General features: G+C 35.8%; 20 protein-coding genes. 9 read left to right on the forward strand and 11 right to left on the reverse strand.

All coding sequences use genetic code 11. The features are described from left to right. Positions 1 to 25: 25 nt before the first annotated feature. Positions 26 to 313, reverse strand: a complete 288-nt coding sequence (locus NST77_RS19625) for a YxcD family protein (protein WP_047940899.1) — start codon at positions 311 to 313, stop codon at positions 26 to 28. Then, positions 301 to 744 (reverse strand): hypothetical protein, encoded by a 444-nt coding sequence (locus NST77_RS19630; protein WP_095329421.1) that lies wholly within the window; start codon positions 742 to 744, stop codon positions 301 to 303. Before NST77_RS19630 ends, NST77_RS19625 begins: the two co-directional genes overlap by 13 nt. A 460-nt stretch (positions 745 to 1,204) precedes the next feature. Between NST77_RS19630 and NST77_RS19635 the strand changes: the two genes are divergently transcribed. From NST77_RS19635 to NST77_RS19650, 4 genes are all read left to right on the forward strand, one after another. Next, on the forward strand, positions 1,205 to 1,963 hold the full coding sequence (locus tag NST77_RS19635; RefSeq protein WP_341123434.1) for a hypothetical protein: 759 nt from the start codon (positions 1,205 to 1,207) through the stop codon (positions 1,961 to 1,963). After that, a complete protein-coding gene (locus NST77_RS19640) occupies positions 1,960 to 2,412 on the forward strand; it encodes a hypothetical protein (RefSeq protein WP_095329419.1) in 453 nt (150 codons plus the stop codon). The genes NST77_RS19635 and NST77_RS19640 overlap by 4 nt, the downstream gene beginning before the upstream one ends. Positions 2,413 to 2,641: 229 nt before the next feature. After that, positions 2,642 to 4,081 (forward strand): NAD(P)-binding domain-containing protein, encoded by a 1,440-nt coding sequence (locus NST77_RS19645; RefSeq protein WP_123258555.1) that lies wholly within the window; start codon positions 2,642 to 2,644, stop codon positions 4,079 to 4,081. A 128-nt stretch (positions 4,082 to 4,209) separates the two neighbouring features. Further along, the gene (locus NST77_RS19650; RefSeq protein ID WP_163188373.1) at positions 4,210 to 6,216 is read left to right on the forward strand and encodes a catalase; all 2,007 of its coding nucleotides are present in this window, start codon (positions 4,210 to 4,212) and stop codon (positions 6,214 to 6,216) included. Positions 6,217 to 6,731: 515 nt separating this feature from the next. Here NST77_RS19650 and NST77_RS19655 read toward each other — a convergent pair. Further along, on the reverse strand, positions 6,732 to 7,313 hold the full coding sequence (locus NST77_RS19655) for an NAD(P)H-dependent oxidoreductase (protein WP_095329417.1): 582 nt from the start codon (positions 7,311 to 7,313) through the stop codon (positions 6,732 to 6,734). 109 nt (positions 7,314 to 7,422) lie between these two features. Here NST77_RS19655 and NST77_RS19660 point away from each other — a divergent pair, with 109 nt between their 5' ends. The 5 genes from NST77_RS19660 (at position 7,423) to NST77_RS19680 (ending at position 12,305) form a co-directional block, all read left to right on the forward strand. After that, positions 7,423 to 7,860 carry a MarR family winged helix-turn-helix transcriptional regulator gene (locus NST77_RS19660; protein WP_235850236.1) on the forward strand — a complete coding sequence of 146 codons (438 nt, stop codon included), beginning with the start codon at positions 7,423 to 7,425 and terminating at the stop codon, positions 7,858 to 7,860. Between the two features lie 23 nt (positions 7,861 to 7,883). Then, positions 7,884 to 8,534 carry an SIMPL domain-containing protein gene (locus NST77_RS19665; protein ID WP_163188375.1) on the forward strand — a complete coding sequence of 217 codons (651 nt, stop codon included), beginning with the start codon at positions 7,884 to 7,886 and terminating at the stop codon, positions 8,532 to 8,534. A 275-nt stretch (positions 8,535 to 8,809) separates the two neighbouring features. After that, a complete protein-coding gene (gene guaC, locus NST77_RS19670) occupies positions 8,810 to 9,793 on the forward strand; it encodes a GMP reductase (RefSeq protein WP_095329414.1) in 984 nt (327 codons plus the stop codon). A 313-nt stretch (positions 9,794 to 10,106) separates the two neighbouring features. Next, the gene (locus tag NST77_RS19675) at positions 10,107 to 10,952 is read left to right on the forward strand and encodes a hypothetical protein (RefSeq protein ID WP_123258559.1); all 846 of its coding nucleotides are present in this window, start codon (positions 10,107 to 10,109) and stop codon (positions 10,950 to 10,952) included. Between the two features lie 207 nt (positions 10,953 to 11,159). Next, positions 11,160 to 12,305 (forward strand): fused response regulator/phosphatase, encoded by a 1,146-nt coding sequence (locus NST77_RS19680; RefSeq protein ID WP_095329412.1) that lies wholly within the window; start codon positions 11,160 to 11,162, stop codon positions 12,303 to 12,305. A gap of 67 nt (positions 12,306 to 12,372) precedes the next feature. On the opposite strand, the gene NST77_RS19685 is transcribed toward NST77_RS19680, so the two are convergent. From NST77_RS19685 to opp3C, 8 genes are all read right to left on the reverse strand, one after another. Continuing rightward, positions 12,373 to 12,516, reverse strand: a complete 144-nt coding sequence (locus NST77_RS19685; RefSeq protein WP_341122616.1) for a hypothetical protein — start codon at positions 12,514 to 12,516, stop codon at positions 12,373 to 12,375. Between the two features lie 22 nt (positions 12,517 to 12,538). Next, positions 12,539 to 13,843 carry an IS91 family transposase gene (locus NST77_RS19690; RefSeq protein ID WP_083967595.1) on the reverse strand — a complete coding sequence of 435 codons (1,305 nt, stop codon included), beginning with the start codon at positions 13,841 to 13,843 and terminating at the stop codon, positions 12,539 to 12,541. A 136-nt stretch (positions 13,844 to 13,979) separates the two neighbouring features. Further along, the gene (locus tag NST77_RS19695) at positions 13,980 to 14,837 is read right to left on the reverse strand and encodes a CheR family methyltransferase (protein ID WP_123258560.1); all 858 of its coding nucleotides are present in this window, start codon (positions 14,835 to 14,837) and stop codon (positions 13,980 to 13,982) included. 20 nt (positions 14,838 to 14,857) lie between these two features. Next, positions 14,858 to 17,638 (reverse strand): ATP-binding protein, encoded by a 2,781-nt coding sequence (locus NST77_RS19700; protein ID WP_163188377.1) that lies wholly within the window; start codon positions 17,636 to 17,638, stop codon positions 14,858 to 14,860. A 301-nt stretch (positions 17,639 to 17,939) separates the two neighbouring features. Next, positions 17,940 to 20,420: a DEAD/DEAH box helicase gene (locus NST77_RS19705; protein ID WP_172859490.1), complete on the reverse strand. Its 2,481-nt coding sequence runs from the start codon at positions 20,418 to 20,420 to the stop codon at positions 17,940 to 17,942. Positions 20,421 to 20,752: 332 nt separating this feature from the next. Continuing rightward, the gene (locus NST77_RS19710) at positions 20,753 to 21,694 is read right to left on the reverse strand and encodes an ABC transporter ATP-binding protein (RefSeq protein WP_095329409.1); all 942 of its coding nucleotides are present in this window, start codon (positions 21,692 to 21,694) and stop codon (positions 20,753 to 20,755) included. After that, complete coding sequence (locus NST77_RS19715) at positions 21,691 to 22,746, reverse strand: ABC transporter ATP-binding protein (protein ID WP_095329408.1); 1,056 nt, start codon at positions 22,744 to 22,746, stop codon at positions 21,691 to 21,693. Before NST77_RS19715 ends, NST77_RS19710 begins: the two co-directional genes overlap by 4 nt. A gap of 18 nt (positions 22,747 to 22,764) precedes the next feature. Next, positions 22,765 to 23,919, reverse strand: coding sequence for an oligopeptide ABC transporter permease (gene opp3C / locus NST77_RS19720; RefSeq protein WP_163188378.1), 1,155 nt, complete (start codon positions 23,917 to 23,919; stop codon positions 22,765 to 22,767).

Below are 23,919 nucleotides of genomic sequence, written 5' to 3' on the forward strand. Positions count from 1 at the left end.
GCCTGGTATCCTCTACTTTTTTTCTCTACTTTGCTATAGCGATAATGCCCTCTTCATCATCTAACACTAATTTCAACCCCATATATGGGTCCATATTTAAATATTCATCTAACCACAATCTGAGTGCTTCAATCATATTTTGAGTGATAAGGACTTGTTTTCGATCATGTACATATGCTTCTGCTGAAAAGCCATAATCATCATCATACATTAGCTCTACTTCTACTTCCTCTGGTCGCACTTGTTTTTTTCGTGCTACATAGACGCAGATTGCATTGATAATATCCTGTTCTGGAATGATTAATTTCTCCAATTATTTGCTTCCTCTCTTTTTTTGTTTCGATAGAAAGTAAATATCCTTTTAATTAAATTGAATACTAATACAATCGCAAGAACATTAATGAAAAGCCCTAATATAGACCCAAATGCTCCCATATTAGCGAAAAGGCTGCCAAACAACAGACCGGCAAGTCCTCCAACCATTAACCCTCTCATTAAGCCTCCACCTGAGAAGAAGCCACCAGATTTTTTCGCTGTCGTTGATTGATTAGATTTTGACGTATCATTTGTATTATTTTTCTTTTGGAAAAATGAATTTGTATTACTATTATTGTTGTTATTGAAGCTTCGTTTCCCAGATTTATAAGACTTTGCTTCTACTGTTGTTACAGAGTCTTGAAATACTATACTTACTGGAGATAAAACTAAACCTAACGTGAGAATTGCTGACAAAATTTTCTTCATGTTTTTCTATTCCTCCTAAAAAATTGTTTTGAAATTGACATACTAATTTATAGACTTTATCATTCTCCTTGCTTCCTTAGTATTTGCAAGAAAAATAAAAAGCCCTTCCATTGATTTGGTAAAGGCTTCTAAATTTCTATCTATTTATCCCTTTACCAAGAACGGCAAAGGTCTCGCAAACAACATCTCGTTGCCAGTTAAGCCGGCGATTTAATCGCGTATTGACGACTTAACTGTAAGCTACTCCCCTTTGGAGTATACAATTTTTAAATATATATACATTTTAATATAAACAACTTGTCTAGTCAACTTATATGGTGTAAGCCTCTTCACCCATGTTTCCTGAGATTCCGCTAACTACTAAAAATTAAACCTCCTATTTTTTGTAAATCAATGTATAGGATTAACTTATTTTCACACCCTATATATATAATTCCAAAATTAGTAAGTAGGTATGTAAATGAGCGCAACATTAACCTTTCCAAAAGCAAAATATAGCACAGCAGGTATCACCTATTTAATGTATCAAAAGCCAAGTATTGTTGCTTGGTGGTCTGCTGTTTTCCCTGGATTTGGACATTATCTTCTTAATCAGTATGCCCGTGCAACATTGCTGACTGTTTTAGAAGTAATTATTAATACAGGTGCTAATATTAATGAAGCGATGGTTTACTCTTTTTGTGGAGAAATAGAATTAGCAAGATCCGTTATTCATTTAGATTGGATGATTGGATATATTGTGATCTATTTAATAACAATAGGCGATAGTTACCGCTCTGCTGTACAGTTAAATAAGTATATTGAATTATCCACACCTGATTTAGCCAGCGTAGAGATATTCCCATTTGAAATACAATATTTACAAAATAAGAGCCCTCTTTTAGGTGTCTTCTACTCACTTTTCTTTCCTGGATTGGGCCAATTGTACAATCACCGAATATTTTTAGGATTTTATGCAATATTCTGGTGGTGGATATATATTTTATTATCACATGCACATAAAGCTATAATTCTGACCATTACTGGTGATTTTGCTTATTCTACTGCTATATTACACCCACATTGGCTACTTTTTATGCCTTCCGTATTAGGTGGAGCCGTTTATCATTCCTATATAACCTGCGTCCACCATAATATTCTTGCAAAAGAATCACAGCAAAAACGCTTAACAGACAGATATGTCGGTTCCAAATTTAGCATAAGAGGTGTAAAGGGATGATTATTGTCGGAACTTTCCAGCCATCTATTGAAATTGAACGTGCACTTTCTGAAATGGAAGCACTAGGTGTTCCACCAGAAGAAATGATGGTCCTATATATGAATGAGTTCCCTCCTATTAGTAGGAAAAAAAAGGCTTCTGCCGATATCCATGTTTCTTCTTTTGAAATTGGTATTGCTTTTGCTACAGGTATGGCTGTCATTGGTGCTAGTATTGGCTTTAAATTAATTTTAGGACCTATTTTTAGTGGTCTTCTCGCTGCTATTATCGGTTTTTTTTGTGGTTATTCTCTGTATTATCTTTTCCATCGGAAGAAAAAGAACAAGCTGTCTCAAAGCTTGCCTGAAATCATTGTGCTTATTCAAAGCACAAAAGAAGTTGCTCCATTAATTAAGGAGATTTTATGGAAACATAAAGCACTAAGCGTTGGAATGAGAAAAAGATTATAAAAAGAAACGAAATAATAACAAAAGCCAAAAATCTAATTAGTAAGGTTTTCAGCTTTTGTTGCTATTCGTTTTTTTGGTGAACATCTTTTTTAAACGAATTGACCAAAATATTTTAGAAAATTTAGATATTTTATCCATACAAAATGCAAAAGAACATGTTAATATATTGGCATGGTATGTTGATGTAAGGAATCCTTACATCAATTGTGAAAGGGGGAAGGAATGTAAAATGAGCTTAGATGACTTAAATAAACGTGTACAAACAGATCTAGCTTATCTTAATTACGGAGGAGAAAACTGGGTTCGTCCAAAAATTCACGCAGAGGGACATGTTTTCGATGTAGTCATCGTTGGGGGTGGACAATCTGGCCTAGGGATTGCATTTGGTCTTTTACGCGAAAGAGTATCGAACATTCTTGTTATCGATGAGAATAAAGAAGGATGGGAAGGACCATGGGAAACTTATGCTCGTATGGTCACCTTACGTACTCCTAAACATTTAACTTCCATCGATCTTGGTATCCCTTCACTAACCTTTCGATCCTGGTGGGAGGCACAATTTGGTAGAGAAGGATGGGAAAAAATCGACAAAATCCCTCGTCGGGAATGGATGAATTACCTGAGATGGTATCGTAACATTCTGCAATTACCTGTTCAAAATGAAGTTAAATTGACTTTAATTGAACCATTAGAAAAAGGGATACACCGACTCCATATTAAAAGAAAGGGGACTATTTCATCTTCCTTACTCGCTCGAAAGATAATTCTAGCAACCGGCATCCAAGGTGGAGGGGAATGGCATGTCCCAGCCATGATATCCGACAATCTACCTTCTTCTTTATATACTCATACTTCTTCATCCATCGACTTCTCTTCCTTAAAAGGAAAAAAGATTGCCATTTTAGGTGGAGGTGCATCTGCATTTGACAATGCCAACTTCGCTTTATCACAGGGGGTAGCCCAAGCACATGTATATGTTCGCCGTCATAAAATGCAACGCATTAATCCGATTAGGCAAATGGAAGCATCTGGAATGATTGAACATTTTCCTGCCTTAGCAGATGACGAAAAATATGCTGGCATGGCCCATTTTTTCCAGCATAACCAACCACCAACAAATGATACTTTTAATCGAGCGTCTTCCTGGCCTGGTTTCCATTTGCATCTCGGTTCTCCCTGGCTGAAAGTAGCCCAAAAAGGAGAGCAAGCAGAAGTAACTACACCAAAGGGAAGGTTTTTATTTGATTACTTAATCATTAGCACAGGTTTATTAACAGATCCCAAACTGCGGCCAGAACTACGTTTAATCGAAAAGCATATAGCCCGTTGGAAAGATCGCTATAAAGCCCCGGAGGCAATAGCATCTCCTATGCTTGATGCACATCCTTATTTAAGCTATGGCTTTTCTTTCATTAGCCGTGACACAGAAGGAGAAGCATTGCTTCACGGTATATACTCGTTTAATTATGCTGCCCTTATTAGCTGTGGTTTATCTGCTTCTGCATTATCTGGCATGAGATATGGCATTCCCCGTATTGTTAAAGCCGTTACGGATGAACTATTTCTCGATGATAGAGACATGAATTTAAAAGATTTTTTTGAATACGATACAGAAGAATTCACTGGAGAATGGCCTGTGAACCAAAAGGATCCCTCCAAAGTTATTTAATAACAAGCTAAGACTCTTTTATGCAGTCTTAGCTTGTTTATTTTGCCGTGTTTTAAATACAGGATGCTGGGTATTAATTAAAAATAACGATTATAACTGATACATACTATCATTTAGGGAGTATTGAAATGGAAAATAAAAAAATAGACCAGTTAAAAAAATACACCATTGATAATGAACAAAATGCGGGGTTAACAACCAATCAAGGCTTAAAAATGGCAGAAGATGAATTCTCTTTAAAGGCAGGATTAAGAGGTCCCACTTTAATGGAGGACTTTCACTTTCGAGAAAAAATGACTCACTTTGACCATGAACGAATTCCTGAGCGCATTGTTCACGCCCGAGGAGTTGGTGCACACGGTGTATTTCAATTATATGAATCCCTTGAAGCCTACACGAAAGCTGACTTCTTAAATGATACAAATAAAACTACACCTGTATTTGTTCGTTTTTCTACTGTCCAAGGATCTAGAGGTTCTAGTGATACCGTTCGAGACGTACGAGGATTTGCTGTTAAATTCTATACAGATGAAGGGAATTATGATTTAGTTGGCAATAACATTCCCGTCTTCTTCATTCAAGACGCCATTAAATTTCCTGATTTTGTGCATGCTGTAAAACCTGAACCACATAATGAAATTCCACAAGGAGCAAGTGCACATGACACATTTTGGGACTTCATTGGTCAAAATCATGAATCAGCCCATATGGTGATGTGGGCAATGAGCGATCGTGCTATCCCGCGTAGCCTCCGCATGATGGAAGGTTTCGGAGTACATACCTTCCGCCTTATAAATAAAGAGGGGCAAGCTCATTTTGTTAAATTTCATTGGAAACCAAAGCTCGGCATTCATTCACAGGTTTGGGATGAAGCACAAAAGGCTGCTGGAAAAAATCCCGATTTCCACCGCCAAGACTTATACGAGGCGATCGATAAGGGCGACTATCCTGAATGGGAGCTCGGTTTGCAACTCATTCCTGAAGAAGACGAATTTGCTTTTGATTTCGATATATTAGATCCTACAAAAATATGGCCAGAAGAGGAGGTTCCTGTTAAAATCGTTGGAAAGCTAACCTTAAATCGAAATGTCGATAATTTCTTTGCGGAAACAGAACAAGTTGCTTTCCATCCTGGGCATGTTGTTCCAGGAATCGATTTTTCTAATGATCCATTATTACAAGGACGTCTATTCTCTTACACAGATACGCAATTGTCTAGACTTGGCGGACCTAATTTCCACCAAATTCCGATTAACCAACCAGTTTGTCCTTTTCACAATAACCAACGGGATGGTATGCATCAAATGACCATCCACCATGGAGAAACAAGCTATCATAAGAATGCCTTGAATAATAATCAGCCAGAACCAGTATCTGTTGAGCAAGGCGGTTATGAACACTACCAAGAAAAAGTAGATGGTAGAAAAGTTAGAGGCCGTAGTGAAAGTTTCCTTGATTTCTATTCACAAGCTAAACTTTTTTATAATAGCTTAGCACCATTTGAACAACAACATCTAAAAGATGCTTTTAGCTTTGAACTTGGAAAGTGTAAAACAGAAGCGGTGAAAAACAATGCAGTCGCTCTCCTTAATCGAATTGATCGCAGTATTGCGGAAGAAGTGGCCAAAAACATTGGAGCAGCATTACCTCAAGAAAACCTAGAAGTAAAGTCAGCTAAGAAATCTCCAGCCTTAAGCATGGCGAATACCATAAAGAAACCTGACACTCGTTGTGTAGCAATTCTTTTAAACGGCGAGCCGGACAACGCCCAATTACTTCAATGGGTTCAAACATTAGCAGCGAATAAAGTGAATTTCAGCATCGTGGATAAAAATCTGCGTACGATAGACGGAGAATTAAAAGTAACGGACATATACGATACTGCTGATGCGAGCCTATTTGATGCTGCACTACTTATTAGCACCAGTACGAAGCTGGAAACGAAAGCTATTGAATTTATCGAAATGACTTTTAATCATTATAAACCTTTAGGTATTTCCCTTAATAATTATGCGGTATTAGAAAAGAGCCGCATAACAATACATGAACCAGGTATATTCGATCTTGCTAAAAATACGATTAATGACTTTATTACAGGTATAGCGGAAGCTCGATTCTGGAATAGAACTATATAATAAAAAGCGACTGGGACAAAACAAAATTTTTAATAGATAAAGATGAACAATCTCTACTTTAGTGGTGAAACCAATTCATTCCATTTCACTCCGTTTTTAAAGATTATTTAATTTTTAAGCAAACTAAAATTACTAGGAAAAAAACGGAGCAGACTGAATACACATAGACTCGAGAAAGTCCAAACACCCGCAGGAACGAGGAGGCTTGGCGCTCGCCCCATGGAAAGCGAAGTGTATTCAGACTGCGGGTGATCACCCCAAACCTTCTTTCTTAAAGTTAATTAAACCGCGAACAATTATACCAATATTTATTAGTGTGTATGTATAATTGTTCGTGGTTATATTTGATTGAAGCACTTATGTCTCTCCCTCTTTTTTATTTCCCTCCATCTTTATATTTATAAGCTCTCCATGTTGCAAACCATCCTTTTATCCCGTAGACAAGTCCATAGATTATCTAACTTTTAGAAGAAAAAGGCTGTCTTATTTTTATAAAATAGAATCAATTCCACCGTTCAACTATTCATCTTTCTAAAGTATCGATAAATCCTTTCTAGCTTTTTCGCTTGTCCGGATGCTTCCATGTTTCCAAATTCAAAAAACTTTACTTTCTTCATTCCTACAAATTGAAATACGGCTTTTTTCATGAGATTTTTATGAACATTATGTAAAAGGAAGAATGGATACATTCTCGGTCCTTTCATCGTGGAGATACAAATGACCGACTTTCCTTTTAATAACCCCTTCGCTGTATATTTACCTGTATTCTTATAGGCAAAATGAGCTGAGAAAACTTGATCAAAGTATCCAAGTAACATAGCTGGCGGCCTCCCCCACCAAATTGGATAAATAAAGACCACTTTATCCGCCCATAATAACAGCTCTCTATATTTAGCAAAAACAGGATTTTTATGCATATGGCGTCTTTTATTCTTTTCATCAAAATATAAGATAGGATTAAAATTTTCTTCATATAAATCTAAAAGCTGTATATCTTTTATTAAGCCGTTTTCCTTGCATCCTTTTACTACATTTTTCAAAAAGGCGCCATTTAAGCTTTCCTTGTTTGGATGAGTAAAGACAATTAATACGTTCATAAAACCCCTCCCACATAGTTGTCATTTGATAACTATACTACCATCTAACAAACTAGTTATCAATTGATAATTGTTATTTGATAACTTTTTATGCTATCTTACCTTTGAGGTGATTTTTTTGAACGAAGAGCAATTTTTTCAAAAAGTTATAACATTTACTGCTTCTGTTTACCAACTAAAGCATGCGTTAACCAATGATTTAAGACCAAATGATTTAACTCCCATTCAGTATAGTATTCTTGAATATGTTTCCATTAATCAGCCCGTTATCCTAAGTGAAATAAGCAACTGTCTGCAAATATCACTACCAAATACAAGCCGAGAATTAAAGAAATTAACAGAAAAAAATCTAATTAGGAAATTTACAAATGAAAAGGATCGCAGAAAACAATATATGTCGCTTTCAGATGAAGGAAAAAAGGTAATGAATCACGTTTTTGTTGAAATTGAAAATAAGTTAAAGAAACGAATAGACCACCTTTCTGCTGAAGAATTAGAGGAAATAAATACTGCGATGGCATTATTACAAGGCAAAGTGTTTTTTTAATAAATATACAGAGGTGAATAATCATGTACCAGCCCTCCTCCTTTTTACCACCTAAAAGAAGCTTAACGGTATATGGAAATAGTAAATTGTCGCTGGAACCAAATATTTGTAAAATAACGCTTGGTATTAATACAGAATCGAAAAATGTAACAACTGCACAGCAAGAAAATGCCCGTCTCCATCAACAGGTTATTACAGCTATTTTAGGTTTAGGCATTCCTTCCTCCAATATCCAAACAATAGACTATACTATTTTTCCGCAATATGACTTTGTGGAAAATCAACAAGTATTCAAAAATTATAGAGTAACCCATCTGCTAGCTATTCTTGTCGAAACCATTCAGCTTGCAGGTACGGTTATTGATACAGCCGTACAAAATGGCGCTAATCAAGTCATGAGTATTCACTTTGATGTCAGCAATCGTTCCGAACATTACGAACGAGCGCTTCAAGGAGCAATTAAAGATGCTTTGTCAAAGGCAAGAGCCATTGCTGAAACTCTGCGTATAACCATCGATCCTATCCCTGTAAAGGTTATAGAAATCCCATCTGGTTCTAGTATTCCTATGCCATTAGCAAAAATGTCATTTGCGGAGATTGGAGGAGTTTCTACTAATCTAGAACCAGGACAGCTAACCATTGATGCTACGGTTGAGGTCAAATTTTCTTACTAAACACATTTCTCTCCCTCCCACCTAGCTATGAGCTGTATTTCCCGTTATAAATCAGATCCTTACACTTGAAAATGCCTTCTATCTTCTGATAAAAGGCATTTTTTCGTCCCATTCCTTTATGTAATATATCCTCTTCAAAATGATAACGTTTCAATAAAAATTTCCCCATTATATGAAAAATCTTTGACATCCTGATCAAAATAATGTAAAGTACCTAATGGTCGAACGTTTATTAAACAAACCGACCTTAATATTCGTATTTAGGAGTGTATTTAATGGATAACGTGTTTGATTACGAAGATATACAATTAATTCCCGCTAAATGTATTGTGGATAGTCGTTCAGAATGTGATACAACCGTTACACTAGGCGGTCACACATTTAAACTTCCCGTCGTTCCTGCCAATATGCAAACTATCATCGACGAAAAAATCGCTGTATACTTAGCTGAAAATGGCTATTTCTATATTATGCACCGTTTCCAGCCAGAAACGCGCAAGGCTTTTATCCGTGATATGCAATCTCGTGAATTAATTGCTTCTATCAGCGTTGGGGTAAAAACGGAAGAGTACGACTTTATATTACAATTAGCAGAAGAAAACTTGGTTCCTGAATTTATTACAATCGATATTGCTCATGGTCATTCTAATGCAGTCATTGCCATGATTAAACACATCAAAAAGCACTTACCAAAGTGCTTCGTTATTGCTGGTAATGTGGGAACTCCTGAAGCAGTAAGAGAGCTTGAACATGCTGGTGCAGATGCAACGAAAGTAGGTATCGGCCCTGGTAAAGTTTGCATTACCAAAATTAAAACAGGTTTTGGAACAGGCGGCTGGCAGTTAGCTGCATTGCGTTGGTGTGCAAAAGCTGCAAGCAAACCTATTATTGCAGACGGTGGTATCCGCACACATGGGGATATTGCAAAATCCGTTCGCTTTGGGGCAACAATGGTTATGATTGGCTCTCTTTTCGCTGGACATGAAGAATCTCCAGGAGAAACAATTGAAAAAGATGGAAAGCTTTATAAGGAGTATTTCGGTTCTGCTTCTGAGTTTCAAAAGGGAGAAAAGAAAAACGTGGAAGGCAAAAAAATGTATGTAGAGCATAAAGGTCACTTGCAAGATACGTTAACAGAAATGGAACAAGATCTTCAATCCTCTATCTCTTATGCTGGTGGAAACAAATTAGATGCCATTCGCAATGTAGATTATGTTATCGTAAAAAACTCTATTTTTAATGGAGATAAAGTGTATTAAAATTAGCATATAAATAACCCCAAACCTTCTACGGAGATGCTAGTAAAATTTTTCGTATAAGTGTTTGGGCTTTTTGATTAAACACGGAGTGGAAAGGAGCGATGGACATTCCACTTTTTCACTAATAACTTAAAGACTGTTCGTCTTTATCCATTCTATACTTTCATTTGTCCCACTCTCTCTGATTTTACAAAAACAGCCAATTAAGAGAGTGACATAGGTTAAAATCCCAGGTATAATATAACTAACCTCTAGATTAATCCTCCTGTATCCCCAAAAATAAAATAGAAAAAGAAAGGTTGATTGTATTTTTATGAAGAGCTTTTCCTTCCACACAAACCATCGCAAACGAGAAAAATCTCCAGAAACAAGAATTAAACTGATTCCTCTTACCGGCACCCAAAGCAGAAGTGAAATACTAAAGAAAATAGAAATCAGCTCCCAATTTAATATGCGTTATCGAGGACTGTATGAATATTACGGAGATGATTTAATAGCATATAAAAAGGAAAATCCTACTGATTATTTCCGCAATGAATTTCTGCGAACATTCTCCAGTTATCTCACTGACTATCTTGAAGATAACATGCCTGCATCTTGGCATAAATGTAAGAAATCTTTTATCGAGTTACTCCTCCTTATTCACCTACCCAATGCCTTAAAAATTTCCAAAGAACGTAATAGCATGCAGCACTTTATATCTGAATTTAAAAACTTTTCCATATGGCTGGATCACAAGGAAAAAACGATGTGGACAAAAATGTTAGCTTCTTATGAACAGACATTTCATGAGCTAAAGTTATGTGAGGAATTGTTAAATAGATTATATCTACAAATGTATCCTCGATTTTTTGCTTCAGATTGGGATTATCAAAAAGATTTATCAAGAGTTAGCCAGCTCCTAGAGAAATGTACAGAGGTGGAGGATAATTTCTTTCAAATAAACACTATAGATGGAAGAGATACCGTTTATTTTTCTAATCTCCACACAAAGAAACAATTTCAGGTAAATAATTTTCCGATTGAAGAGAAATTTCTGGGGCTGATTCTTCATGGTTCCATCGGTCGTTTAGAAGGACATTCATCATGGTCACTGCTTCTTACAGCAGGGGTGTATCCAATGCGAGCCAAGAGATATTTAACTTTAAGAGAAAATTAAAAAATAAAAACATCGAGGCAAAGAAAATACATATGCTCCGATGTTTTTATTTTTTCTCCATTATTTCTTCTCTTTATATAGGACGTATAATTATTATTATCTAATAAATAACGTTATAATTATTATTATACATAATTGATGGTTGTTAATTAATAAGATATACATAAGTTTTCTTATCATCATAATAGACAAGGAGTTATAAGAATTATGACTATTCTTTTAGTAGATGACAATACTGTCAATCTATTTGTAATGGAAAAAATACTTAAAAATGCTGGTTACGATGATTGCGTCTCGCTAACCTCAGCTAATGAATTATTTCATTATCTACAACTTGATGCTCCTAACTCCACAGGGAATAGTGTGGACTTAATATTACTTGATATTATGATGCCAGAGATTGATGGCATTGAAGCTTGTAAACGCATTAAAAAAGTGGAAAATCTCAAAGATATTCAGATTATCTTTGTCACAGCATTAGAAGATAAAAATAAACTCGCAGAAGCGTTAGATATTGGCGGCGTAGATTATATCACAAAACCTCTAAATAAAATTGAACTCCTCGCAAGAATACGCGTTGCATTGCGATTAAAAGCCGAACTGGATTGGCATACCCAACATGAAAAAAAGATTCAATATGAATTAGACTTAGCCACTCATGTACAAAGAAGCCTATTAAGCTCACCTTTACAAGACGAGCATATGCATATTGAAGTTTCTTACCTGCCTTCTTTTAACCTTGCAGGTGATATGTATTATTGGCATAAAATAGATGAAGATAAATATGCCATTATCCTTTTAGATATGATGGGGCACGGCATTTCTGCCTCTTTAGTATGCATGTTTATCTCCTCTGTCCTAAGAGAATCCGTTAAACAATTAGTAGAGCCTGACCTTGTTATAAAAGAATTAAATCGCTATATGACTTTACTAAAAAATGATAAAGAAGGGCTGCCTTTTTACTTTACAGCTATTTATCTAGTAATTGACACAAAGGAGAAGACAGTTAAGTATGTTAATGCTGGGCATCCTTATGGCTATATGCTAGTTGATGAAAATGATGTTGTTGCCTTAGAACAAAGTACTTGTGCAGTAGGATTTTTTGACGAAATGGAAATTAATACAAAGGAGATTTCCTTTGAGAAAGATGTCCAAATCATTCTTTATACAGATGGAGTATTGGAAGCGATAGGCCCTTGTGAATTCGAGGCAGAAAAACAAATCCGCTCTATTTCCTCCAAAAGATGGGAACATACTAGTTCTGTAATGGATTATTTACTTACAAAAGAACAGCAGTCTAATCAACCAGATGATATGTGTGTCTTAATGATCCAGGCAAAAGCAAGTAACTGACATAGTATTGTTGATTATTTACATAAATAAATAAGAAAAACCGGGCATAGCCCGGTCCTTTTCATGGTTAGAGAATATCCGATAATTTGTACTCTATGCCATGTACCCCTTTATAATACTCAGGATACATTTCACCCCCACATTTTTCACATGCAAACATAGGAGGAGTTGTCGGATCTCCATCATCCATTAAATCGAAATCCCTTACCACGTTAATAGGAATCTCTTCTTTCTCATGACACGCCAAACAAACATAGCTGACGCTCTGTTGCTTGGACTGGTTTAGGCTTATGTTTTTCTTCTTTTTCTTTCCCTTTTTGCGGGTTTTTGATACCGGTGAGATCGTTAATCATCCTTTCTAAATAAGCTCTTGTAGTTTTGCATAAGGCTACCTTTATTTCTAATTTACCATTTTCAAGGCAGACTTCTCCCTTGTATTCATAGTAACATTCACACCTCTGACAAACGAGAGGGTCTTTCTTGCCACTGGCTACTATTCTTTCACGCCACGTCTGGCGACGTAAGGTTTTCTTAACTTTTACAACCCAACGTCTTGCTTTTTGTTGCCAAGTACTCAACACTTTTTTACACAAGTTTTTTGATCTTCTTGAATACATACCGTAATGCCGAATAGTTTTAAATTGCTCGTCTGGGATATGGCGAATTAAACGTGAAATAAATTCTTCGACACTTACGGTTTCGGATTTGTCTTTTCCGTCAGTTTTATCCTTATATTTGAACGTAACGAATTGCCCATCATATGCCTCAATCCGATTGATTCCAATCGCTGGTCGACGAATATAACGGCCAATATAACGAAGTTGTTCTTTTATTTTTCCCCTCTGTTTAGGTGCATACACATAGAAGCCTTCGCCATTATTGGTGAACGCCTTTTGAAGTCTTGGTTGGATTCTTTTCTTTTCTCTTGGTGAAACTCCGTTTCTAATTAATTTTAATACGACCGTTTGCCATTGTTTACGAAGCATCGTAAATGGCAAGAAATCATACTGCTTCCATTCTCCTTTTTCTGTTAATCCACCCATTGTAACTAACATATGTACGTGAGGATTGAAGTTGACCCTTGAACCAAAAGTGTGGAGTCCAGCAATAATCCCAGGTGTTACCTTTGCTTTCTTTTTGAAGAAGTCAGTAAGTAGTCTTGCAGAAGCATCCATTAAATCTTTTAATAGATGTCGGTGAAGGAGAAATACATCTCTTAGTCCTTCATCAATCGTAAAAATTACGTGCCGATGATTAACCTGAAGAACATCTTCAGTAAGTAACCTACTCCATTCTTCACTTTCTCCAACAGAGCACGTGGTACAAAATCGACCTTTACATCGGTAAGGAACCTTTCGCACATCATGACAACCTTCACACACAAATAACTTAAATCCATTTTTGATATCCCCACAATCTCGAAATTTCTCAACCTCCTTAATTACGATAGGGCGGATTTTAGCACCGTGTTTTCTTTTGAAAGCTTCCCAATGTTGGTGTTTATCAAAAAATATTCTTCTCAATATATTGGTCTCCATAAAATGAAAATACCACAGCTTAAATGACTGTGGTAGACCCAAATTTTTATACTTTCTTATCTTTTAAAAAAGGGGGTTTCTTCTATGAAGAAATCCCCTTTCATTATAACAAAGAAGTAGAGCTGGTCGATGAACCTTAATAAAGCTTTTGATAAAGTCTTTCTCCGCCATTAAGCTCTCTATATTTTGGCATTACTTCAACAAAACTCAATGTCTCTTTATCCCCTAAACCTAGAAATCCTTCTTTACTTAAACTCTCATAAAATAGGTGATGAACTTGGTTCTGAAGCATTGGATTAAAGTAAATCAGTACATTTCTACAAATAATAACATGAAATTCATTAAAGGATTGATCTGTTACTAGATTATGCTGCGCAAAAATAATATTTTTCAACAAATCAGAATGAAAATAAGCATATTGATGATCGGTTTTATAATATTCTGAGAAGGCATTTGTCCCACCAGCAAGCATATAATTTTTCGTATATGCTTGCATTTTGTGGAGAGGAAATGCACCTTTGCTTGCCTTTTCCAGCACGGTTTCATTCATGTCTGTTGCATAAATAACCGCCTTATCCTTTAAACCCTCTTCTTCTAATAAAATGGCCATAGAAAAGACTTCTTCGCCAGTAGCACAACCAGCATGCCATATCCGAATTTCTTCAAGCTTTCGTAAATACGGGATGATTTGCGCTCTAAAAGAACGAAAAAAGCTTGGATTCCTAAACATTTCTGTTACATTGATAGAAAAATCATTAAGAAGTTGTTCAAGGAATGCCTCTTCATGAATCACTCTTTCCAGCAATCTCGTAATCGTAGGAATATTATCCATTTTCATTCTATAGTAGATTCTGCGTGTAATAGAAGATCGGTTATATTGACGAAAATCAAAACCTGATAATCGAAAAATCCCTTCAAGCAGCAGATCTACTTCGATGTCTGCATGATCTTGATTCTCTACCTCTTGATCATTATTCAGGAATAGATGATCCATCTCCGTTCCTCCTTACTTAGCTAAGCTAACCATACTCTTAAGACGGAGTATAATTGATCCAAATCTAACGGCTTACTGATATAATCAGATGCTCCCGCCTCTAAACATTTTTCACGGTCATTCTTCATCGCCTTTGCCGTTAATGCGATAATTGGTATCTCTGTCAGATTCAACGTTTGACGGATAATTGTCATGGTTTCATATCCATTCATATTCGGCATCATAATATCCATTAGGATAACATCCAAATCTATAGTTCTATCCAGAATGTCTAAGCATTCCTTTCCGTTATAGGCAACAAGAACATCCATTCCTCTTTTTTCAAGAGTCGTTTTAAGAGCAAAGATATTTCGATTATCATCGTCTACAATCAATACCTTTTTCCCTTTAAACACATCCTCGTTCTCATCCTTAGAAATCACAATTTCTGTTTTTCTTTCTTCTTCCTGTTTCTGTTCTTCCTTATCTATTTCTTGTCGAGCTTCTTGCTTTTTCACTTCCATAGTAGCAGCTACATTCATCTCACTAATATTAAGTTGGGTGTCTGCTATTCCATTCGGAAGACTTGGAATAATGAGGGTAAAAGTACTGCCCTTACCTTCCTCACTCTTCAAGGAAATCCAACCACCTAGCAATCTAGCAAACTCTCTACAAATGGAAAGACCTAAACCAGTACCTCCATATTTACGTACAGTGGCGCCATCTGCTTGCTGGAATGTTTCAAAGATTAATTTATGTTTATCTTTCGGGATGCCAATCCCAGTGTCCGTTACGGAAATTTCCAGCCACTCACTACTTAATTCTCTCATACTGCGGCTAATCTGATTTCTCTTCTTAATATTTAAGGAAACTGTTCCGTTTTCCGTAAATTTAAAGGCATTGGATAATAGATTTTTAATAATTTGTTGGAATCTCTTTTCATCTGTAAATACGATGTCTTGGAGACCTTCCTGTTTGTTTACTAAAAATTCTACTTCCTTCTGGTTAGCGATAGGCGCGAAGCTTCGCTCCAATTGTGAAGTAATATCATGAATGCTTACTTCTCCAAAATGAACATCAAGCTTGCCTGCTTCTACCTTGGAAAGATCAAGAATATCATTTATAAGCGAAAGAAGATCTTTACCAGAGGAATGAATAACATTCGCAAACTCCATTTCTTCTTCCGATAGATGATTCGAATCATTCTCCGCTAACATTTCTGAAAGAATTAGAATACTATTTAGCGGTGTTCTTAATTCGTGGGACATATTAGCTAAAAACTCTGATTTATAATTAGAATTTTGAATAACCAACTCTGTTTTCTCTTCTAATTCCTCTTTTGCTTTTTCTAAATCCCTCGTCTTGGCTTCTGCTTCCCTTGTTCGATCTTCAAGCTGTTCATTAGTAGCCATCAGCTCTTCTTTTTGCATTTGCAGCTCTTCTGATTGTGACTGTAATTCTTCTGACTGTGTTTGTAGCTCTTCTGATTGAACTTGTAACTCTTCCGTCATTGCTCTAGATTCATTTAATAAGCGAACGATTTCCATTCTACCCATAATACTATTAATCGTTAATCCAAATGTCTCCACTATCCCAGTAATGAGATTTTGTTGAAGGGTTGTAAATTCTGTCATTGTAGCAAGTTCAAGTACAGCAATAGCCTCCCCCTCAAACATAACAGGTACAATGATAATACTACGTGGAGAAACATCCCCTAACCCTGTTGCAATTAAGCGATAATCACTTGGGATTTCTTGATAATGAAGAACACGCTGTTCTTTAGCACTTTGACCAATTAGGCCTTCTCCTATTTGGAAGGTCTCTCGTCCAATCGTATCTCCAGATTCAGCAAATGTTGCCATTTTTATGTAGGTTTCTTTTTTCTGTTGGGCGTCTTTTACATAAAAGGCTCCAAAGCTTGCATTTGTTTTTAGCGCTATTTCTGTTATAAACACACTAGTTAACAATTCAATAGAAGGAATTCCTTGAAATTTCATCACAATATCAGCAACGTTCGACTGTAACCATTCTCTCTGTTCAACTGTATCAAGGAGGCTATTTGTCGCTTCTGCAAGCTCTCTTATTTCATCGTTTGTCCGGACATGAATACGAGTACTGACATTTCCTTTAGAGGCAGCGATTGTTTTAATAGATCCTGTTACTTCCTTTATTGTTCTAACAATCGATTTAGAAGTTTGTCCAGCCAGACTAATAGCAACAAGTGAAATCAAGACTAATACGCCGAATAGTCCTACTGTTAAACCATTATTTTGTTTGTCCAGCTTTGTTGCCTGCTTGGCCGATGCATCCTTCTCTGTATCTCTAAGATTCGTAAATTTTTCTGTAATCTCGTTTATATAATCTCGTCCATTATCCTCTTTGAAAAATTCTTCAAGAGCTTCTGTATTATTTTGTGCTTTATATTGGATGGTTGGCTCACCAGCCGTATTAATCCAATTCAAAATATTTTCCTTTATTTCGAGTAAATTCCGCTGTTGTGCAGGTTTATTACTCATTAATTGATACAATTCCTCAAATTGCTCTTTCCAATTTTCCTTCCCATCATTATACGGAATTAAGTAACTTTGGTTACCTGTGATTATGTATCCACGCTGACCTGTCTCCATATCTAATACACTTTTCTCAATAGAAGATGTAAGTTCATGTATGCGAGAATCGTAATTGATAATCGAATTACGTTCCTGTTGAAGGGAGCGTATTTGATTATTTAGTAAAATTACTGACACAAGTAAGCAAAGAATGATAACAATGTAACCAAGGATAATTTTGGAGCGAATGCCAAACTTAAATTTAGAATCCATTTGATTACCTTCCTTAACTTATTTTCTATTTTAATAGTATAGTATTTACAATAAAAATGAAAAGGGAATTTGTTCTATTTTCTTCTTTTTCATCTAGTTTATATTACTTTTTTCATCGCTTTAACTTTACAAGCCTATGCTTTGTATTTGCTACTAATAATTTTGTAAGTAAAACGGTGCTTGAATAACCCTTTGCTTTTCAATTACTTTACAACCTGGAAAACAAAGGGTGAGGATGACTGCATTTGCTACTTCTCACCCTTCTCTTACATTCAAAGCCTTTATGCGTATCAATTTATGTCTAATAAAAACATTCATTACAAACAGCAAATTTAAACTTAGCCGATAGTTCTTTCCCGCATTTCTTGCATTGCTTCGTCCGTTTCTTACCTTTAAACCCAGTCTTTAACTGATCGTTTATTTGGTCACTCAATTCCTGTCTTACCTTTTCCCAATAATAGGCTTCTGTCCTTCTTTCTAATCTATATAGGAATAATAAGTGCAGACCAATCGCTTTATAACCGAGCTCCAGTTCCTCCAAACTATCTTGTTTAATTTTTGGTTCTGGTAAATCCCTGTTTTCCACAATTGCCTCCATATTTGCTTTCCATTGCGCTCGTAATGAGGCTTCACTTGTGGCGAATGGTAGTTTCAGAAAACTAAATAAATCATGCAGGGACATTCTCGCTTCGACCATCGTATCCATAATCATTTCATATAGCTGCATTTCCTCTGCTAGTGAAGCCTTTCTTGTTCCTTCTGGGCTTTTAAAATGTCCCCATAAATAAAAGAACAGCCCCAAATTATTGGAATACTTTTGAAATCTTTCTAAAACAGCACTTGTTGGTGCTATTGTGAATCCATACAAGTCTTCGTCTCTTTTTTCTAATAAATACTTCATCCTTTTACGGTCACTGGTGAAAGCAACTCGCCCAATATCATATATCCCCTTTCTTCCTGCTCTACCTGCAATCTGCTTCACTTCCTGTGAGGTTAACATCCTTCTTCTTATCCCATCAAATTTGTCATTCTCTAAGAAGACAATTCTCCTTATTGGTAAATTAAGCCCCATCCCAATTGCATCTGTTGAAACAATAACTTTCGTTTCTCCCTTAATAAAGCGCTCCATTTGTTTTTTTCTTGCTTCTGGTGGCATACTTCCATAGATGATACTGACTTGCCACCCTTTTCTTTGTAACTCAGAGGCTGTTTCTAAGACACTTCTTCTAGAGAAACACACTAATGCGTCTCCCTTTCTTGTATGACTTAATTGAAATAACTCATTTTCTACCTGTAACGGTGTCTCCCGTCGATATTCATGAACCTCTACATCTATATCACCTAATAACTGTAGAATCATGTTTTTGGCATGCAGACTTGCGATAATATGGACCTCTTGTGCATTTGTCTTGGTGATAGCACGATACCATGAGAATCCTCGTTCTCTGTCCGCAATCATTTGTGCCTCATCAATGACAACAACTTCGTAAAAATCCTTTTCATGAAACATTTCTACTGTACTCGATTGATGTTGAGCTTCCAGAACAAGCTTTTCTTCTTCCCCTGTTTTTAGCGAACATGGAATTCCTTGCTGATTCAGCTTCTCATAAATTTCCAATGCTAATAATCTTAATGGCGCTAAATATAAACCGCTGGAAGCTTCCATCATTCGTTTAATTGCTTGAAATGTTTTACCAGTATTTGTTTCTCCAGTATGAAGGATATATTTAACATCTATATTAGTTGGAGGATAATATTCTCTTCCAAATATATCCTCAATCATTCTTGCTTCTTCTTCTTTACGTCGTCTTTGCTCCTCGCGATCTTCTGCTTCCTTCTGTTCCTTCCTTTGACGGTCTTTTTCCATAATCTCTTTATGAATCTCTACATCAAAAGGAATATCTAATAATTTTTCCAAATCGATTACATACTCAGAAAACAAATCTTCAAGAAACTCTTCTGTTATTTCTTCCAGTAAAGGCGTGCTTACTTCTAGTAAAAAAGAATTGCTTAAGGAATGGTCAAATATGTCTTCATATTCTTCTTTTATTCGATTAGGCAATTTATCTTTCAGCCATGTCGGAAAAAAGTCAATTAAATGCTGAAAGATTAAATCTTCATATGCTTCTGTCCGGTCTTCTAAAAAGTAAAATTGGTTATAGGGCATATTCATTTCATTTGATAAATATTCTTCAAAGGTTAACTCCATCGAAGATAAAACAATGCCATTCCGTTCTATCTCTAGCGCAATATTACTTCCTGTTAAATAGCGAACATAGAGAAACAATTCTTCATAATGCTTTTCCATCAATTGCTCAATATAATAAGAGAATTTCATTTTATATTTACGTTTTGCTTCTAGATTTTTCTGTTCTTCTACGGTTTGCAAATAGTTTTCTCGTCTTTCTTTATATCTTTTTTCCCATTCTTCTTTTTTATCCCCGAGGTTTTTTCTTAACCATTCTTCATAACAGAATACTTCAACCTCACGAATTTCACTTCTAAATAATCGGTTAATAACCTTTTTATTAAGATCATTAATGTCCAATCCTTTATTGGTGAGATATTGTTTCTTTTCAGCATACTTGATATGACTAGTTGCAGTATTAAGCCAAGTATTTAGCCAAATCTGCTCTATAAATACTTTTCGGTCATCCATATATTGTTTGAAAGTAGGCAGACGATCTTGTTTCTCTAAATACTTATTTACATCATTCATTATATGGCTTTTTGTTTGTTGAATCGCTTTATCGTATTGCGGTTTTAATATTGGATTTATCATGATGAACTCCTATAGAAATGTTATACCATTCTTATTTTCCTTTATTTTATCTTAGACATGTAGTTTTTTTAAAATTTTTTAGACTTCTACCATTATTCATATGGACTTTCTTAACGATCATAACATGGATACTAAAGTAAAATGTTGTTATATTCGTTTATTTTATTCAATGTCGAATTTTATCGTTTATTTGTATACGATTTTTTTGTTTTGGAAGATTATTTCTTAAAAATTAGGGAAAAACATAAAAGATGATTTCTCGGGAAATAAAAAATCCTTGCACGTTGGCAAGGATTATTTGGGAGGGTCTTCTTTTATAGACTAAAATTTGCTTAGTTTTTCTTAAGGCTTAATTCTCTTTTATATTTCTCTAGTTCTTTCTCTGTGCAGCGTACATAGTGACCTGGAGTTACTTCTCTTAACTCAGCTGGCTCATTAGTATCATGTACAGATGGATCATATGCAATTCTCTTGCGCTCACGTTCATAACGCGGATCTGGAAGTGGAATTGCGGATAGTAATGATTTTGTGTATGGGTGAATTGGGTTTTCATACAATTCATCTGCTTCTGCAAGCTCTACCATATTACCCATATACATAACACCAATACGATCACTAATATATTTAACCATGGAAAGATCATGAGCAATAAATAAATAAGTCAATCCACGCTCTTTTTGGAGCTTTTTCAAAAGATTTACTACCTGTGCTTGAATAGAAACGTCTAATGCAGAAATAGGCTCATCACAGATAATGAAATCTGGCTCAACAGCTAGGGCGCGAGCAATTCCAATTCTCTGCCTTTGACCGCCGCTGAATTCATGCGGAAAACGTGTAGCATGCTCTTTATTCAACCCTACTACTTCAAGGAGTTCTTCAACTCTTTGACGACGCTCTTCTGGTGTTTTTGCAAGATTATGATTATCAATTCCTTCTGCAATAATATCCAGTACTGTCATACGCGGATTTAGAGAAGAATGTGGGTCTTGGAAAATCATTTGCATTTTTTGGTTAAATTTGCGAAGCTCTGCCTTTGATTTTTTCCCATGCACATCTTCACCTTCAAATTTCACTTCTCCACCTGTTGCATCGTAAAGACGAATGATTGTTCTACCTGTTGTTGACTTTCCACAACCAGATTCTCCAACCAGACCAAAGGTTTCTCCTTTAAAAATATCAAAGGATACACCATCTACGGCTTTTATTACCCGATCTCTTCCAGCTGAGAAATGTTTTTGTAAATTCTTAACCTCTAGTAATTTTTCTCTAGTCAACGTTTTCCACCATCCTTTTTACCAGTTTGCGAGAAACCTAACATTCTTTGCTTAACTGATTCTGGCGGTTCCATATGTGGAGCATCTTCATGCAATAACCACGTAGCTGCATAATGAGTATCTGAAACCTTAAACATAGGCGGCTCCATTACTTTATCAATTTCTAGTGCATATTTATTTCTAGATGCAAACGCATCTCCGACTGGCGGCTTTAACATATTTGGCGGGCTACCAGGTATAGCAAACAACTCTTCATCGTCACTATCAAGTGTCGGCATAGATCCGATTAGTCCCCAAGTATATGGATGTTTTGGATTATAGAATATATCATCTACCGTACCAATTTCAACAATTTTACCAGCATACATTACAGCAACACGATCTGCCACATTTGCCACAACACCAAGATCATGAGTAATAAAGATAATTGCACTATCTGTTTTCTTTTGAATATCTTTCATCAACTCTAGAATTTGTGCCTGAATTGTAACATCAAGTGCTGTTGTTGGTTCATCAGCAATTAAAATCTTCGGATTACATGCAAGAGCAATCGCTACAACCACCCGTTGGCGCATTCCACCTGAGAATTGATGCGGAAACTGATTAATTCGTACTTCTGGCTGTGGAATACCAACTAATTCAAGTAATTCTAAGGCGCGTTTTTTTGCATCAGACTTGTTCATGTTTTGGTGCTTAATTAAGCCTTCCATGATTTGATTTCCAATTTTCATTGTTGGGTTCAAAGAAGACATCGGATCCTGAAACACCATTGAAATATCTTTTCCGCGAATTTTTTGCATCTCTTTTTTGGATTTCTTAACTAGATCTTCTCCTTCAAAAAGAATTTCACCTGTTTTAATCACACTTTGCGGCTCAGGAAGAAGTCTCATAATCGCATTAGAAGTAACCGATTTACCAGAACCAGATTCTCCTACTATTGCTAATGTTTCCCCTTTATTCAGATCAAAACTAACACCACGAACAGCTTGTACCTCACCATTGTAGGTGTTAAATGATACTCTTAAATCTTTGACTTCTAATAATTTACTCATTTATTAAACACCTACTTTCTATTTATGCATCTTAGGATCAAATGCATCTCTTAAACCATCACCTAAAATGTTAAATGCAATCATTAGTACTGATAATACAACTGCTGGGAATACTAATAAATATGGGTATAATCTTAAGTTTGCAAATCCTAGTTCAATTAAAGCACCTAAAGAAGCGTCTGGTGGTACAATACCTAAACCGATGAAACTTAAAAATGCTTCGAAGAAAATAGCTCCAGGAATAGAGAACATGGTGTTAACAATTATGATACCACTGATATTAGGAATTAAGTGCTTTCTAATTATCGTACCGTTTGAGGTTCCTAATGTTTTTGCTGCCAGAACAAATTCCTGGTTAGTAAGTTTCATTACTTCACCGCGAACGACACGTGACATGCCAATCCAACCTGTAATTGTTAATGCTACAACAATAGAAATAATACCTGGTTTTAGAATTAACATCATTAATAAAATGATTACTAAATTAGGTATACCCACTAGCACTTCTGCTATACGTTGTAAAACATTATCTACTCTTCCACCATAGAAGCCAGAGATACCACCATATGCAACACCTATTAATAAATCAAGCGCAGCTGCAACAAACGCAATAATGAGAGAAACTCGAGTTCCTTCCCAAAGTCTTGTCCATTGATCACGTCCAAGTGTATCTGTACCAAACCAGAAATACGTATCATCTAACTTTTTTTGGTCGTAAATATGGAAAGTCGCTTTTACAGAAGCTGAATTTCTTTCCCCATTACCTTCATCTAATACTTTAATATCAATAAACTCTTCATCACTCTTATAACGAGCATAGGCCTTGTTTGTTGCATCCTCTACTGAGACACCTTTATAAGTCCCTGATAATGTACCATCCAGCCCAAGCCAAGAAACCTTCTCCAATACCGGTACTCTAGGAGGTAATTTAGCACGAGACAAATCCTGACCATTACTATCATATCCAGTGAAATAAGGTCCAAATATACTCAAGACTATAATCAACAGGATTACAAAGATACTAATAATTGCAGGTTTATTTTTAAATAAAGTTCTTCTCGCATCTTGTCCAAAAGTTCTACTTGGAGCAGTGATTCTCTCACTAATACTCTCTTCTTGCTTAAGAGGTTTAAATAAATTTTTATCTATATTTTTTAGATTATTTTTATCCAT

The organism is Niallia sp. FSL W8-0177 (genome assembly GCF_038006285.1).
Lineage (GTDB): Bacteria > Bacillota > Bacilli > Bacillales > Cytobacillaceae > Niallia > Niallia circulans_A.

What these genes read in the sequence shown, in the direction of transcription:
- NST77_RS19640 (WP_095329419.1), top strand. Translation starts at nt 1,960, where the DNA reads ATGATTATTGTCGGAACTTTCCAGCCATCTATTGAAATTGAACGTGCA.
- NST77_RS19665 (WP_163188375.1), top strand. Translation starts at nt 7,884, where the DNA reads ATGTACCAGCCCTCCTCCTTTTTACCACCTAAAAGAAGCTTAACGGTA.
- NST77_RS19705 (WP_172859490.1), bottom strand. Translation starts at nt 20,420, where the DNA reads ATGATAAATCCAATATTAAAACCGCAATACGATAAAGCGATTCAACAA.
- NST77_RS19630 (WP_095329421.1), bottom strand. Translation starts at nt 744, where the DNA reads ATGAAGAAAATTTTGTCAGCAATTCTCACGTTAGGTTTAGTTTTATCT.
- NST77_RS19690 (WP_083967595.1), bottom strand. Translation starts at nt 13,843, where the DNA reads ATGGAGACCAATATATTGAGAAGAATATTTTTTGATAAACACCAACAT.
- NST77_RS19680 (WP_095329412.1), top strand. Translation starts at nt 11,160, where the DNA reads ATGACTATTCTTTTAGTAGATGACAATACTGTCAATCTATTTGTAATG.
- NST77_RS19675 (WP_123258559.1), top strand. Translation starts at nt 10,107, where the DNA reads ATGAAGAGCTTTTCCTTCCACACAAACCATCGCAAACGAGAAAAATCT.
- NST77_RS19715 (WP_095329408.1), bottom strand. Translation starts at nt 22,746, where the DNA reads ATGAGTAAATTATTAGAAGTCAAAGATTTAAGAGTATCATTTAACACC.
- NST77_RS19650 (WP_163188373.1), top strand. Translation starts at nt 4,210, where the DNA reads ATGGAAAATAAAAAAATAGACCAGTTAAAAAAATACACCATTGATAAT.
- guaC (WP_095329414.1), top strand. Translation starts at nt 8,810, where the DNA reads ATGGATAACGTGTTTGATTACGAAGATATACAATTAATTCCCGCTAAA.
- NST77_RS19645 (WP_123258555.1), top strand. Translation starts at nt 2,642, where the DNA reads ATGAGCTTAGATGACTTAAATAAACGTGTACAAACAGATCTAGCTTAT.
- opp3C (WP_163188378.1), bottom strand. Translation starts at nt 23,919, where the DNA reads ATGGATAAAAATAATCTAAAAAATATAGATAAAAATTTATTTAAACCT.
- NST77_RS19700 (WP_163188377.1), bottom strand. Translation starts at nt 17,638, where the DNA reads ATGGATTCTAAATTTAAGTTTGGCATTCGCTCCAAAATTATCCTTGGT.
- NST77_RS19635 (WP_341123434.1), top strand. Translation starts at nt 1,205, where the DNA reads ATGAGCGCAACATTAACCTTTCCAAAAGCAAAATATAGCACAGCAGGT.
- NST77_RS19655 (WP_095329417.1), bottom strand. Translation starts at nt 7,313, where the DNA reads ATGAACGTATTAATTGTCTTTACTCATCCAAACAAGGAAAGCTTAAAT.
- NST77_RS19695 (WP_123258560.1), bottom strand. Translation starts at nt 14,837, where the DNA reads ATGGATCATCTATTCCTGAATAATGATCAAGAGGTAGAGAATCAAGAT.